15 protein-coding genes are annotated in these 12,563 nt (G+C 43.9%); 12 read left to right on the top strand and 3 right to left on the bottom strand.

Going from position 1 to position 12,563, the window contains the following annotated elements:
* Nucleotides 1-2: 2 nt before the first annotated feature.
* Nucleotides 3-1,361: a serine/threonine protein kinase gene (locus FYJ75_RS09060; RefSeq protein ID WP_154430134.1), complete on the bottom strand. Its 1,359-nt coding sequence runs from the start codon at nt 1,359-1,361 to the stop codon at nt 3-5.
* Between the two features lie 203 nt (nt 1,362-1,564).
* On the opposite strand from FYJ75_RS09060, the gene FYJ75_RS09055 reads away from it, so the two are divergent.
* Nucleotides 1,565-2,356, top strand: a complete 792-nt coding sequence (locus FYJ75_RS09055; RefSeq protein WP_154430133.1) for an adaptor protein MecA — start codon at nt 1,565-1,567, stop codon at nt 2,354-2,356.
* Nucleotides 2,357-2,431: 75 nt separating this feature from the next.
* Here FYJ75_RS09055 and FYJ75_RS09050 read toward each other — a convergent pair whose 3' ends face one another.
* Nucleotides 2,432-2,641, bottom strand: a complete 210-nt coding sequence (locus tag FYJ75_RS09050) for a DUF1858 domain-containing protein (RefSeq protein WP_154430132.1) — start codon at nt 2,639-2,641, stop codon at nt 2,432-2,434.
* 245 nt (nt 2,642-2,886) lie between these two features.
* Here FYJ75_RS09050 and FYJ75_RS09045 point away from each other — a divergent pair, with 245 nt between their 5' ends.
* Together FYJ75_RS09045 and FYJ75_RS09040 are read left to right on the top strand one after the other, a co-directional pair.
* Nucleotides 2,887-3,966: a flagellin N-terminal helical domain-containing protein gene (locus FYJ75_RS09045; protein WP_154430131.1), complete on the top strand. Its 1,080-nt coding sequence runs from the start codon at nt 2,887-2,889 to the stop codon at nt 3,964-3,966.
* 13 nt (nt 3,967-3,979) lie between these two features.
* A complete protein-coding gene (locus FYJ75_RS09040; protein WP_154430130.1) occupies nt 3,980-4,456 on the top strand; it encodes a flagellar export chaperone FliS in 477 nt (158 codons plus the stop codon).
* Here FYJ75_RS09040 and FYJ75_RS09035 read toward each other — a convergent pair.
* Nucleotides 4,435-4,677: a DUF2508 family protein gene (locus FYJ75_RS09035; protein ID WP_328596902.1), complete on the bottom strand. Its 243-nt coding sequence runs from the start codon at nt 4,675-4,677 to the stop codon at nt 4,435-4,437. The genes FYJ75_RS09040 and FYJ75_RS09035 overlap by 22 nt on opposite strands.
* A gap of 103 nt (nt 4,678-4,780) precedes the next feature.
* Here FYJ75_RS09035 and FYJ75_RS09030 point away from each other — a divergent pair, with 103 nt between their 5' ends.
* The 9 genes from FYJ75_RS09030 (at nt 4,781) to FYJ75_RS08990 (ending at nt 12,534) form a co-directional block, all read left to right on the top strand.
* On the top strand, nt 4,781-4,984 hold the full coding sequence (locus FYJ75_RS09030) for a pro-sigmaK processing inhibitor BofA family protein (RefSeq protein WP_154430128.1): 204 nt from the start codon (nt 4,781-4,783) through the stop codon (nt 4,982-4,984).
* Nucleotides 4,985-5,019: 35 nt separating this feature from the next.
* Nucleotides 5,020-5,631: an A24 family peptidase gene (locus FYJ75_RS09025; protein WP_154430127.1), complete on the top strand. Its 612-nt coding sequence runs from the start codon at nt 5,020-5,022 to the stop codon at nt 5,629-5,631.
* The gene (locus FYJ75_RS09020; protein WP_154430126.1) at nt 5,624-6,703 is read left to right on the top strand and encodes a hypothetical protein; all 1,080 of its coding nucleotides are present in this window, start codon (nt 5,624-5,626) and stop codon (nt 6,701-6,703) included. Before FYJ75_RS09025 ends, FYJ75_RS09020 begins: the two co-directional genes overlap by 8 nt.
* A 34-nt stretch (nt 6,704-6,737) precedes the next feature.
* Nucleotides 6,738-7,880: a CpaF family protein gene (locus tag FYJ75_RS09015; RefSeq protein ID WP_154430154.1), complete on the top strand. Its 1,143-nt coding sequence runs from the start codon at nt 6,738-6,740 to the stop codon at nt 7,878-7,880.
* Nucleotides 7,877-8,668: a type II secretion system F family protein gene (locus FYJ75_RS09010; RefSeq protein ID WP_154430125.1), complete on the top strand. Its 792-nt coding sequence runs from the start codon at nt 7,877-7,879 to the stop codon at nt 8,666-8,668. Before FYJ75_RS09015 ends, FYJ75_RS09010 begins: the two co-directional genes overlap by 4 nt.
* A 38-nt stretch (nt 8,669-8,706) precedes the next feature.
* Complete coding sequence (locus FYJ75_RS09005) at nt 8,707-9,930, top strand: type II secretion system F family protein (RefSeq protein WP_154430124.1); 1,224 nt, start codon at nt 8,707-8,709, stop codon at nt 9,928-9,930.
* 12 nt (nt 9,931-9,942) lie between these two features.
* Nucleotides 9,943-10,110, top strand: coding sequence for a Flp1 family type IVb pilin (locus FYJ75_RS09000; protein WP_154430123.1), 168 nt, complete (start codon nt 9,943-9,945; stop codon nt 10,108-10,110).
* A complete protein-coding gene (locus FYJ75_RS14475; protein ID WP_154430122.1) occupies nt 10,107-11,618 on the top strand; it encodes a DUF5702 domain-containing protein in 1,512 nt (503 codons plus the stop codon). Before FYJ75_RS09000 ends, FYJ75_RS14475 begins: the two co-directional genes overlap by 4 nt.
* A gap of 154 nt (nt 11,619-11,772) precedes the next feature.
* On the top strand, nt 11,773-12,534 hold the full coding sequence (locus FYJ75_RS08990; protein ID WP_154430121.1) for a TadE/TadG family type IV pilus assembly protein: 762 nt from the start codon (nt 11,773-11,775) through the stop codon (nt 12,532-12,534).
* Nucleotides 12,535-12,563: the final 29 nt, after the last annotated feature.

Raw genomic sequence — 12,563 nt, 5'->3', positions numbered from 1 at the left:
GGCTATACATTTCGGTGCGGAAATGGATGAAATAGATCTGAAAATGGATAAGCCCTTCCTTTCTCGGACAAAAGCCGGAGTGCAAAGTCTCTTTTTTCCCGGGTTACCTGAAATGGATCGGGATCATAAAAATAGGAGTACACCGGTGCGTGAAACTGTTTTGCATAAAACCGGGAAGAAACCTGACTTCCGGGATTGCAGACAAAACGTACACGATCCTGGTAAAGCTGTAAAAGATCCGCTTTCCGGAGAGCATCATTCCAATGCCAGGGTGCATCTGCACACAGGAGCAGGATCAGATCCGCATCGGACAGAGCCTCTTTGGTATAATCTGCTCCGAAATCATAAATGTGCAGCGCCGGCCCGGTTTTTGGAATCTCGATGCCTGGACCGTAAAATGGAAATCCCATCCAGCTTTTCAAAATGTAATATCCGTCTTTTTCCTTCCAGTTCCGCTGATGGCGGAGCAGCTGGCGCACATGATCCGATGAATTACGTTCGTGATAAAATGTGCATTGTCCGAGCTCGTTTAAAGTGGAAACGAGAGATATTGCAAGATGAGTACATCCGCTGCCTTTGCAGCTTCCGACGATTGCGATAGTTTCGAAGAGATGTGGCTGACGCTTTTGCTGTAATGCTGTCTGAAGTGCCAGAATGAGATCATCCACCGTTTCATATCGATGATCCGGTTCCGGCGAAGTTGCTTTTTGGATAATATGTCGGATATTCCGGGAATTATGAAAGCTTTGAGAACCTGCCAGAAATTGTATAATTTTTCCAAGACTGTAAATATCTGAGGTAATCGAAGGAATTTCACCTGACCGAACTTCCGGTGCGGAAAATTCAGCATTCCCAAAACGTTTGAAGTTATTTCCTGAACTGCCAGTATTCCATGTGACACCAAAGTCAATTAATTTCAGCTGTGTTCCACATACTATAATATGTTCCGGTTTCAGATCCTGATAGAGAATCGGAGTTGGATGTAAAGAATGCAGATATCTGAAAATATCGCAAAGCTGTTCACAAAATGATAAAAATAAATCTGAGGAAATAAACTTGTGATGAAGCAGATAGGCTTCTAATGATTCACCCTGTATATATTCTTCCACGAGATAGTAATTGCTATCGTCTTCTTCAATATCAAATATCATGGGAATTCCTGGGTGATTCAAAGATTTCAGAAGCTGTGCTTCCGTAAGTACGGAAACGGGACTTGCTCCGGTCTTGGGGATAACCTTGATGGCGCGTTCCGCATCCAGTGATAGATGTCTGGCCAGATAAACGGTACTTGTCTGTCCGGTGCCAAGGCTCCGGATGATCTGATATCTGCCAGATAAGATAAATGTGTGATTGTTTGTCATACGCTCCTTTTAAGTCAGCAACGCATCTCTTGTTCCAAGATATAGCACAATTGTTCAAACAATGCAAGAGTTTTTTGAAATTTTTGTTGAAAATTGTTTGGTTTAGAAATATTTAATAAAACCTCATACTTTACATCAACCAGGCATTTTATTATAATAAGTGTACGATTTACAAGAAATTTTCAAGGTAAGGATGTGATTTTATGAAAATTGAAAAAGTAAACGATAATCAGATCCGCTGTACCCTGACAAAGGAAGATTTGGCAGACCGGCAGATCAAGCTGAGTGAGCTTGCGTATGGTTCTGAGAAGGCGAGAAGCCTTTTTCGTGATATGATGCAGCAGGCCAATTATGAATTTGGATTTGAAGCAAACGATATTCCGCTGATGGTAGAGGCAATTCCGCTTTCAGCAGATACGATTATATTAGTTGTTACAAAAGTGGAATACCCGGAGGAACTGGACACAAGATTCTCCAAGTTTTCGGAACCGGATGAAGAGATCCTCTATGATGCTGAGAAGAGTGGAGAGGCACCGCTGCCACAGGGCGCGGATGACATTTTAGACCTTTTCCGCAGAATCAAGGCAGACGGTGAGGCATCGAAGGAAGAGCAGCCGAAGAATGACGCCGCAGAGAAGACGGATGAAGCAGAACCTCAGACAGAGGCGGTTCAGGAGCCGAAGAAGCCGGAAACTCCGATCAATCTGACAAGACTTTTTGAATTCCGTAATATGGATCAGGTTGAGAGACTTTCCCATGTACTTTCCGGTTTTTACCATGGAGAGAACGACTTGTTCAAGAATGCACAGAAACAGCGTTTTTACCTGACTATCCGCAAGAGTGCACATACACCGGAGGAATTTAACAAGGTGTGCAATATTGCTTCGGAATACGGAGTCCAGAAAAATTATACCAATGCCGTAGGCGCATATTTTGCAGAACATAGTGAGATCATCCTCACAAAGGATGCGCTTCAGACATTAGCTCAGCTATAAATGATAAAATAAAAAGGATGTCGTACAGATTATCTTTCGTACGACATCCTTTTTTGTGTTCTATCTACTGAATGATCAGCCTAAATCCTGTGCGATGAATGTGTTGAGTTCTTCAACCAGATCGTCAGCGTCAATACCGTGTACAGCAGCAGCCTCTTCGATGGTCTCCATCTGGGATGATGGACATCCAAGACAGTGCATACCGATATTTAAAAGCATTGGAGCTACATTTGCATCGATCTGAAGAAGTTCGCCGATCATAGTATCCTTTGTTACTCTAGACATAGGTCATATCCTCCTTTGAATCATTGTTCATATAATGTGGTTATTATAATACGATTCCCTGTCAAATGCAAATTATACATGAGAACTTTCGGCGAATAACGGAAAAAAATACAATTTTCCATATCTTCCTGCGGTTAAGAAATGGGCAGATACGGTCGATATATTGAACAAATGTATGTGACACGGAATGTCAGAAAACAGTGCATGGATGCCAGAGGCCTTAAGAAGGCAGGACAGGAGAATATATGAAAATTAATCAGAATATGTCAGCAGTCAGAACGAACAATCAGCTGCTCCGTACCGAAAAGAATCTTGCTGCTTCTATGGAACGCTTATCCAGCGGATATAAGATCAATCACGCATCAGATAATCCGGCAGGAATGGCAATTTCCAACAAAATGAAGGCTCAGATCGATGCGCTGGATCAGGCGGAGAGCAACAGTACCGACGGAGTTTCCGTTCTTCAGATCGCGGACGGCGCATTGAATGAGGTCAGCAGCATGCTTCAGCGAGTGAGAGAACTTTCCGTACAGGCAGCCAACGGAACAAACTCTGAGAGTGAAAGACAGGCAATTCAGGATGAGATCAATCAGCTTACCAAGGAAGTTGACCGTATTTCAAGTGACACCGAATATAACACCAAGACACTTTTAGATGGGTCCAGTGATGTCCGCGTATATACGGAGAATGCAGATCGTGTTTATATTTCAGATGGGGTTGCAAGCGGAAAATATGAACTGAATGTTGACCTTGATGCAGCAAGTGTAACGCTTAATGTTCAGCCGGATCCGAATAAGAAAGACGGATTCAGCCAGACTGCACAGGCAACGATCGATGGAGACCGGGTAAAGATTACCGATATTGATGGATTTTCCATGGATTTTCAGGTAGGCGCAAGCGGAGACGTATCGCTTGAGGTTACGGATATCGGAGCCATGACAATCCAGCTTGGAGCAAATGAGAATCAGACAATGGATATCCGTATTCCGGAGATTTCTTCGCAGTCTCTGTATCTTGACACCGTAAATGTTGTCACAGAAGAGGGCGCAGGAGCGGCTATCACAACATTGGATGGCGCAATTTCAAGACTTTCCGAAGTCCGTTCGAGAATTGGTGCGAGCCAGAACCGTCTGGAGTACGCGACAAACAGCTTAAGTGAGACATCCGAGAATATGACAAGCGCATTTTCCAATCTGGTAGATACGGATATGGCAAAAGAGATGACCGAATATACACAGCAGAATATTCTGGACCAGGCTTCCATTTCCGTTCTTTCGCAGGCAAATGATATTCCACAGCAGATTCTTTCACTGCTTTCCAGATAGTGGGGTGAAATAGATGAACCATGAACAGATCCAGGGCTTTACCAGAAGGCTGAGCCAGTGTAATCGTGGTGAAATGATCATCATTGTGTACGATATACTTTTTACGTATCTGGCAGATGCGAGAAAAGCCCTTGAAGAAAATGATCGCGACAGTTATAAATATGCACTCCGCAAAGCTCAGGATACGTTGTCAGAGCTGATCGGGGCATTGGATTTTCACTATGATTTATCCAAAAATCTGTACAGTTTATATGTTTTTTGCAGAAATGAGCTTGCAAAAGTCATGTATGAGGGAAAAAGTGACCGGCTGGACACGACAGAAGATATTCTGAAGCATCTGTATGCGGGGTTTAAGGAAGCCGCAAAACAGGATACTTCAGAGCCGCTTATGAGCAATGCGCAGCAGGTTTACGCCGGCATGACATACGGGAAGGGACAGCTTACAGAAAATTATATGGAAATCGACACTCACAGAGGATTCTTTGCATAAGAATCCTCTATTTTTTTGACGCATTCCAGCAGAAATTTATAGCGCATCTGAACCGCTTTTGCCTGATAGATATAGTAGTCGATCAGATCCGGCTCAACAACATTCTGCAGATTGGTGTAAGCAATATTCAGTTCTGCGGTTGTCCGCGCAAGGTCATCTTTGAGCAGCGTATACCGGTCATCTGTTTCTTTTGAAGGTTTGAAAAGCTTCAAAATATCCACGTCCTTTCGAGAAATTCTTTTTAGTACAGTATAAGCATAAAAAACCAATTCTATACAAAAATTACCTGCATATATTATAAAAAAGCTGTCCGGGATATCAGACATGAAACTTATTCGAGCATTGATGAATTTTATATTGCGGGTTATTTTTGGTGTGGCGGCACTCATCTGTATTGCAGAATTTTTAAAAAACCAGGGAATCTCTACTATTGTCGGGGTAAACGAACTGAGCCTTGTAACAGTCGGAACTCTTGGTTTCAGCGGGATTTTTCTGCTTTACGGAATCGTGCTGTGGCAGAATTTGTGAGAAATTCACAAACCGGATAATTTTGCAAAAAACATATGGACATTCGGAATCGGACTGGCTATAATTCGGATTACAACACAATTCACACAGCAAATCTGTTACAGAGGGGGGATGCAGAGTTGGATGCGATTGGGGTAGCATCGAATGTAGTGATGTATGGCATCACAATGCTTGCTGTGATACAGGATCTGAGTTTTATGCGGATCAGTAACCGGCTGATTCTTGCAGGGATTATGACAGGACTTGGATTCCGGCTCTGGATGCAAGGTCCGGCAGCAATCGTTCCGTTTCTTGTGAACATATCTTTTCCGGTTATCGTACTATATCTTTTTTTCCTTATGGGCGCTATCGGCGCAGGGGATATCAAATTATTTTCCGTAATAGGCAGTTTTGTTAATTTCAGACAGTTGGTTTGGTGTATGGGTCTATCGTTTGTGATCGGGGCAGTGTTTTCCCTTTGCAGGATGTTAAAAAACAGGAATCTGCAGATCAGCATGTTTCACGCGTTTTCCTACATAGGAATGCTCCTTATGGGGGATTATAAAGCATATGACAGGACCACTTCCGGAGGACACAACCGGATCCATTTTTCACTGGCCATCTGTATTGGAATCGTTTGGGTGAAAGGAGGAGGTTTTTGTGCATAAAATACGCCTTGCGACATTGATCGAGGATGAGGAATATCAGAAGAGATTTGTTCATTGTCTGATGAATTATTACAGAGATCAGTTTGAAATTGCAATATTCAGTGGAATCGACCAATGGGTAGAGAATCAGGACATGTCATATGACGTGCTGATCCTGGCGGATCTGGATACCGATCATGAATTTATCCGGACACAGAGCAAAAGAGGGCATCCGGTCCTGTATCTGGCGGACACAGAGAACGAACAGGATAAAGAATTATTGGGGAATCAGAATCTGAACCCGGTGGAGAATGAAGATGGAGGAATCTGCTTTGTGGACAAATATCAGGATGTAAATGAGATCGTCAGTGAGATATTAAAACATGTCGGTGAGGAGATCCAGGAAGTGCAAAAAACCGGAGTTTTACCGGTCAAAACCAAAGTCACAGCCGTGTATGCACTGACGGAGAACGAATATCAGCTTCCATTTGCAATCACGCTTGCATCCATTCTGGGTGAGAAGGAGAATGTTCTGTTGCTCGATCTTCAGGAAAACAGTGGTTTTCGCCAGCTGACTGGAAACGACGCCGGAATGGGATTAGAAGAGCTTCTCGTTATGGCGGAGGCAGACAGTTTTTCCAATACAAGAATGCGAGACTGCATTGGAAAGATGGACAAAATCGATTATGTATATCCGGTAAGCAATACGGAGTGTCTTTGTGAAGCGAACGCTTCTGCATATCTCAAAATACTTCAGATGCTTCAGCAGGAGATGGAATACGGAGCCATTATTTTGAATCTTGGTTCCCGCTTTCAGGGATTTTTCGAGGTATTAAATCATTGTCAGGATGTCTATCTGATGCAGAGAAGAGGCGGACTGTGCCAGTGGCGGGAGTATGAATTTATGGAGGAACTTCACCGAAAAGGCTATGAACAGCTGGAAAGAAGGCTTCATCGTATGGAACTTCCTATTCTGACGAATGCAGTTGCCTCATGTGAACGTCTGGTGGAGCAGTGGAAATGGAATGAATTCGGTGATCTGATCCGAAGAACCATATCGGGTGCCTCCGGGGTGATGCAGGTTGGAGGATAGAATATACGAGATCCGCCAGAGAGTGCTCGAGCAGATGGATCTGACACGGGAGATGTCGGATGAAGAAATCCGTCATATCATTTCCGATGAGACAGCGAAGGAATTTTACGGGCAGACTTTTTCAATCCGGGAAAGAGTTACCACAGAAAAACAGATTTTTGACTCGCTGCGTAAGCTCGATGTGCTGCAGGAACTTGTGGATGACCCGGATGTGACAGAGATCATGGTGAATGGTCCAAACCGGATTTTTTATGAAAAAGCCGGAAAGGTATATCAATCGGACAAACAGTTCTTATCAGAGGATAAACTGATCGATCTTCTGCAGCAGATCGTGGCAGCACATAACCGTGTTGTGAACCAGGCTTCGCCGATTGTGGATACCAGACTCGCAGATGGCTCCCGCGTACATATTGTTCTGTCACCGATTGCCCTGGATGGATCGGCAATGTCCATCCGGAGGTTCCCGAAAGAGCCGATCAGCATGGAAAAACTGATACAATTGCAATCAATAAATGTCGAGGCGGCAGAATTACTAAAGTCTCTTGTTAAAGCAAGATATAACATATTTATCTCCGGAGGGACCTCTTCCGGAAAGACAACATTTCTCAATGCATTATCGCAGTATATTCCATCCGATGAGCGTGTGATTACAATTGAAGATTCCGCAGAACTGCAGATCCAGGGTGTGGATAACCTGGTGCGATTAGAGACCAGAAATGCCAATATGGAAGGTGTCACAGCAATTTCGATCCGGGATCTGATCCGGACATCTTTGAGGATGCGTCCCGACCGGATCATCGTTGGAGAATGCAGAGGCGCGGAGACGCTGGACATGCTCCAGAGTATGAATTGTGGTCATGACGGGAGTTTTTCAACAGGACATGCCAATTCCTGCCGGGATATGCTTTCCAGACTGGAAACCATGACAATGATGGCGGGGATGGAGCTTCCGCTTCTGGCAATCCGTCAGCAGATTGCATCCGGAATTGATATTCTGGTCCATCTTGCCAGAATGCCGGACAAAAGCCGCAAGGTGACAGACATTGTGGAGATGGATGGAATCGAACAAGGGGAGATCGTTCTTCATCCTTTATTTCAATACCGGGATGGAACATTAAGCGAAGTAGGCAGGATTAAGCACACATATAAGCTGAAAACGGCAGGAATCCACATATGAGTATGAATGATTTAGGAAGCAGAAATACAACAACAAATAAAGAAGTTAAAACAGACTATAAGAATTATAGCTTTACGGTGATGGAAGAATTACAAAATATCGCAATTGCAGTTGCGGTTACAGCAGGAGTTGCGTATCTGTTTTATGAGGATATCCGGGGCATGATTTTATGCCCGGTTGTCTGGAAATTTGTCCGGAAGCTGCAGAGACAAAAGAAACAGAAAGAGCGGCAGAGATTATTGGCAAAACAGTTCCAGGATGGAATGCAGTCAGTGTGCACAGCACTCCTTGCAGGGTTTTCCATGGAGAATGCATGGAAGGAGGCAGAGCGGGAACTGGAAGTACTGTATGGAAAACAGGCATGGATCACGCAGGAGTTCCAATCTATGAATCAGGCGGTTCTGTTTCATATTCCGCTGGAGCAGACTTTACAGGATTTTGCCAGGCGTTCAGGCGTAGAAGATATTCTGAGTTTTTCGGAGGTATTTCTGTTCGCAAAACGCCAGGGTGCCAATTTTGTGCAGATCATTGAAAATACGACATATCATATGAAGGATAAACAGGAGACGGAAGAAGAGATTCAGATTCTTGCGGCATCCAAAAAGCTGGAACAGAAGATCATGAATGTGATACCGGTTCTGATACTTGCCTATCTGAAACTGACATCTGGTGATTATCTCAGTACACTGTATGGAAACTGGTTTGGGATTTTGTTTATGACCGGTTGTCTGGCAGCTTATGGTGCAGCGCTGGTCTTATCAGACCGGATACTGGATATACGGGTCTGAAGGTCTGGATGACCTGAAGGACCGGAAGAGGTGACCGTATGAAGAAAAAAGGAATTTGGTTTGCCCTGCTTGTAGGAACTGCAGTTATTGTGGCTGAAATGGCATTATCCCATGCAAAAGTATTGAAACAGCTGGAGCGGGAGCAGACAGGAAGCGCTGGATATGAGGAAGAACTGTTGTTAAGCGCAGGGCAGCTGCTTGAAGATTATCCGTATTCCATAAATGTACAGCCACAGAAGCTGACAGAGAAAAAAGCGAAAGAATTTCTGAAACAGGCGGAGGCAGAGATCGATGCAACTTTCTATATGGAAGGAGAAACCGCGGATTATGTGACTTTGGATGTTCAGCCTCAAAAGAGTTATCAGAATGGAATGGTGGAAGCAGAGTGGTATTTTGATAATTATGAAGTGATCAATGAAGAAGGCGTTCTGAATGAAGATCAATTAAATGAAGATGCATTGAATAAGAAAGAAGGAGTTCTGCTTTGCGCGACCGTCATGCTTTCCTGTGAGGAATATGAGGAGGAGTATCAGTTTTATTTCCGGGCATATCCAAGACCATTAAACGAAAAAGAGGCATTCTTAAAGCAGATTGCCCTACAAATCAGAGGAGAACAGGAAAACAAGGGGAAAACATATCTGGAATTGCCACAGGAGTGCGAAGGGGTAGCACTGACATGGAAGAGACCAAAGCAATATATTGGGATAAAAATAGTCATTTTTGTCATTCTGGGTGGCGGACTGCTGATGGTGCATAAAAGAGAGAAGAAAAAAGAGGAAGCGAAGCAGCGAAAGGAACTGTTAGAACTCGACTATCCGGAAATTGTGGGAAAACTGACGGTTCTTCTTGGGGCTGGAATGTCTGTAAAACAGGCCTGGAATAAAATTTCCGCGCAATATTGCGATAAAATGCAGGAAAAACAGAAAAATTTGCATCCAGGATATGAAGAAATGGTGAAAACCAACCGGGAAATCTGTGATGGACAGAGCGAGAAGGCTGCATATCAGAAATTTGCGGAGAGAACTGGAATTCCAATGTACCGGAGATTCGTGAGATTGCTGCAGCAAAATCTGAGCAAGGGATCCGCAGGACTTTATTCGCTTTTGGAACAGGAAACAGAAAATGCATACATTCAGCGCAGAAATTTTGCAAAAAAACGTGGGGAAGAGGCCGGAACCAAGATGCTTTTCCCGATGATTCTGATGCTGGCAATCGTTATGGCGATTGTTCTTGTCCCGGCAGTTGTTAGTTTTCAAATATAAGGAGGAAGAATTATGTTAGGATTTAACAAATTTTTATTAGAAGAAGACGCCGTTGGCGTTGTGGAACTGATTTTGATTCTGGTCGTGCTGATCTCACTTGTCATGATCTTTAAAAAGCAGCTGACCAATCTTGTGAACAGCATTTTTAAAACGATCACAAGTGAGGCCGGAAAAGTGTGAGAAAAGAAAAAGGAAGTCTGACTGTTTTTGCAGCACTCAGTATGCTGCTTGTTGCTGCCGTGATTTTTACGCTTCTGGAAGGAGCAAGAAACATTGAGATCCAAAGAATCTCCTGGCTGGAAGCGGAATCGGCAGCGGAATCACTGTTTGCATCCTATGACCGGACACTCTGGCAAAGATATCATCTGCTGGGAGTGAATGGTATGGATACAGAAGGCGAATTCTCAGAAGCAAGATTAGAGGATGCAGTTGAAGATTATGCCGAAAGAGTGATGAATCCGGATCTATTTGAGGGAGAAGGAAGTGCAATGCTCTGCCTTTCTCCAACGGAAATCGAGCTTTTGCGCTATGGCCTGCTTACCGATCAGAAGGGAGAGGCATTTGAAGCAGCGACGTCTGCTTATATGAAAGAAAAGGTGCTTCTGGATGTCGTAGAAGAGACCTATCATCGCTGTCGGGCTTCGGAAGCAATGGAAGAGTCTTATCGGGAGTCGGAAGAGTCAATTGAGAATGCACAGGATGAACTGAAGAAAGCGAAAGAGGCAGCTGCATTGGAAGATGGAGAGTCCGATTCCGGGGCACATTCTGAAACGGATTCTGATTCCCACCCGGAGGTGAGTCCGGATAATCCTATGGACCAGACGGACAAGCTAAAGAAAACAGGAATTCTTGCGCTTGTACTCCGACCCGATGCGACAGTATCTGGAAATGCGATTGCGGATTCTAAGGTGCTTCTTTCGAACCGAGAGTGCCTTGTTGGAAACAGTCCTGAGGAATATAAAAATACACTATATGACCGGGTACTGATGGATAAATATCTGTCAGAAACATTCCAAAGTTACCGGAATCCACATGCAGATGGATTGCTTCAATATGAAGTCGAATATATTCTGTGCGGTAAGGATAATGATGCAGATAATCTTAAAACGACATTAAACAAACTGATTGCTGCCAGAGAAACAGCTAACTTTGCATATCTGCTTTCAGACCCGGATAAGGTGAGTAAAGCAACCGAACTGGCAACTGCGCTTGCTGGAGCGACCGCCAATCCACTCATTATTGCAACTGTGGAAGCGGGAATTCTTGGGTCATGGGCATATGCAGAAAGTATTCTGGATGTAAGGGCATTGCTGGAGGGGCGTAAGATTGCCCTTTTGAAAAATGCAGAACAGTGGAGCACAGATCTGGATGCAATTGGAAATATTGGGAGTGAATTTCTGGTAGCAAAGGAGTGTTCCAATGGACTTAGCTATGCGCAGTATCTGGAGCTGCTTCTTGCCACACAGTCCACAGAAAAAATTGCATTCCGGAGTATGGATCTGATAGAAGTCGATCTGCAAAACAGACCCGGGTGTGAAATGCTCCGACTGGATCATATGGTGATATCAGCGGAATTTGAGATTGGCGGAGAATGGGACAGCATTTTCTTAAGCCCGGTCTCTTTGGGAACAGTACATGACCAGGTATTTCAGGTGCAATGCAACAGTAAATATTCATATTATAAATGATCGGGTGTATCAGGGTGTCTCTTTGTATTTTTAATATCCTACGAACAGAAATCTCTCCCAGACCATGTGCGGAAATACAAATCATCTATATAAAATCAGACAATATCAATGAGACACCCTGATGCACCTGATCCTTATAAAAGGAGACACTTGTGTGGAGCGTCAGATAAAAATTAAATTACAAAAGGCTTCCTTCACGTTAGAGGCGGCTGTTGTGATACCGCTTGTTACCGGATTTTTTGTTGTGCTTCTTATGTTTTTCAGGATCCTTCAGATTCAGACACAGGTGCAGGAGGCACTTGTGATGGCTGGAAGAAAGACGGCTGTCATGGCAACAGATTGTGGTGGAACATGGGAGTTTGTAAATGCACAGCTGCAGTTTCGAAAGTGTATGGAGGATACGGACCTTATTTCACAATATGTGCAGGGAGGAAGCAGTGGAATCGTGCTGGAATCGATTGGAACAGAAGATGAGTTTATCACATTAAGAGCCAGTTACCGGGTGCAGATGCCGGTGAGTTTCTTCTATATAAAAGGGATTTTGATCAGACAGGCCGGAAGTATTCGGAAATGGACGGGGAGTGCGACAGGGAGCGGACTTTCAGACGGTGACTGGGTATATATTACCCCGGATGGAGAGGCTTATCATAATACAAAAAGCTGCAGATATCTCGATTTATCGATCAAATCTTTTAAAATGGCAGAAATAAAGGATTTGCGCAATAAAGATGGAGAGAAATACCGAATATGTGACGGGTGCGTGGCAGAAATTTCTGATGATTTCTGGTGTTATGTTACGGATTATGGGGAATGTTATCATGCAGATCTAAGATGTAGTGGATTGAAACGAACCGTTTACCGGATACGAAAATCCGATACCGGCGGAAGAAAAGGCTGCACTAAATGTGTAAAGTAGAGAAGACAGACGGAGAAAGACGGGAATGG

The sequence above is a fragment of the Roseburia porci genome (assembly GCF_009695765.1).
Lineage (GTDB): Bacteria > Bacillota > Clostridia > Lachnospirales > Lachnospiraceae > Roseburia > Roseburia porci.
The sequence above is the reverse complement of the archived record's forward strand: the minus strand, read 5'-3'. Positions and strand labels throughout refer to the sequence as shown.

Bases quoted from the DNA above. Each gene is read 5' to 3' on its own strand.
- FYJ75_RS09060 (WP_154430134.1), bottom strand. From the start codon at position 1,361: ATGACAAACAATCACACATTTATCTTATCTGGCAGATATCAGATCATC.
- FYJ75_RS09055 (WP_154430133.1), top strand. From the start codon at position 1,565: ATGAAAATTGAAAAAGTAAACGATAATCAGATCCGCTGTACCCTGACA.
- FYJ75_RS09050 (WP_154430132.1), bottom strand. From the start codon at position 2,641: ATGTCTAGAGTAACAAAGGATACTATGATCGGCGAACTTCTTCAGATC.
- FYJ75_RS09045 (WP_154430131.1), top strand. From the start codon at position 2,887: ATGAAAATTAATCAGAATATGTCAGCAGTCAGAACGAACAATCAGCTG.
- FYJ75_RS09040 (WP_154430130.1), top strand. From the start codon at position 3,980: ATGAACCATGAACAGATCCAGGGCTTTACCAGAAGGCTGAGCCAGTGT.
- FYJ75_RS09030 (WP_154430128.1), top strand. From the start codon at position 4,781: ATGAAACTTATTCGAGCATTGATGAATTTTATATTGCGGGTTATTTTT.
- FYJ75_RS09025 (WP_154430127.1), top strand. From the start codon at position 5,020: ATGGACATTCGGAATCGGACTGGCTATAATTCGGATTACAACACAATT.
- FYJ75_RS09015 (WP_154430154.1), top strand. From the start codon at position 6,738: ATGGATCTGACACGGGAGATGTCGGATGAAGAAATCCGTCATATCATT.
- FYJ75_RS09010 (WP_154430125.1), top strand. From the start codon at position 7,877: ATGAGTATGAATGATTTAGGAAGCAGAAATACAACAACAAATAAAGAA.
- FYJ75_RS09005 (WP_154430124.1), top strand. From the start codon at position 8,707: ATGAAGAAAAAAGGAATTTGGTTTGCCCTGCTTGTAGGAACTGCAGTT.
- FYJ75_RS09000 (WP_154430123.1), top strand. From the start codon at position 9,943: ATGTTAGGATTTAACAAATTTTTATTAGAAGAAGACGCCGTTGGCGTT.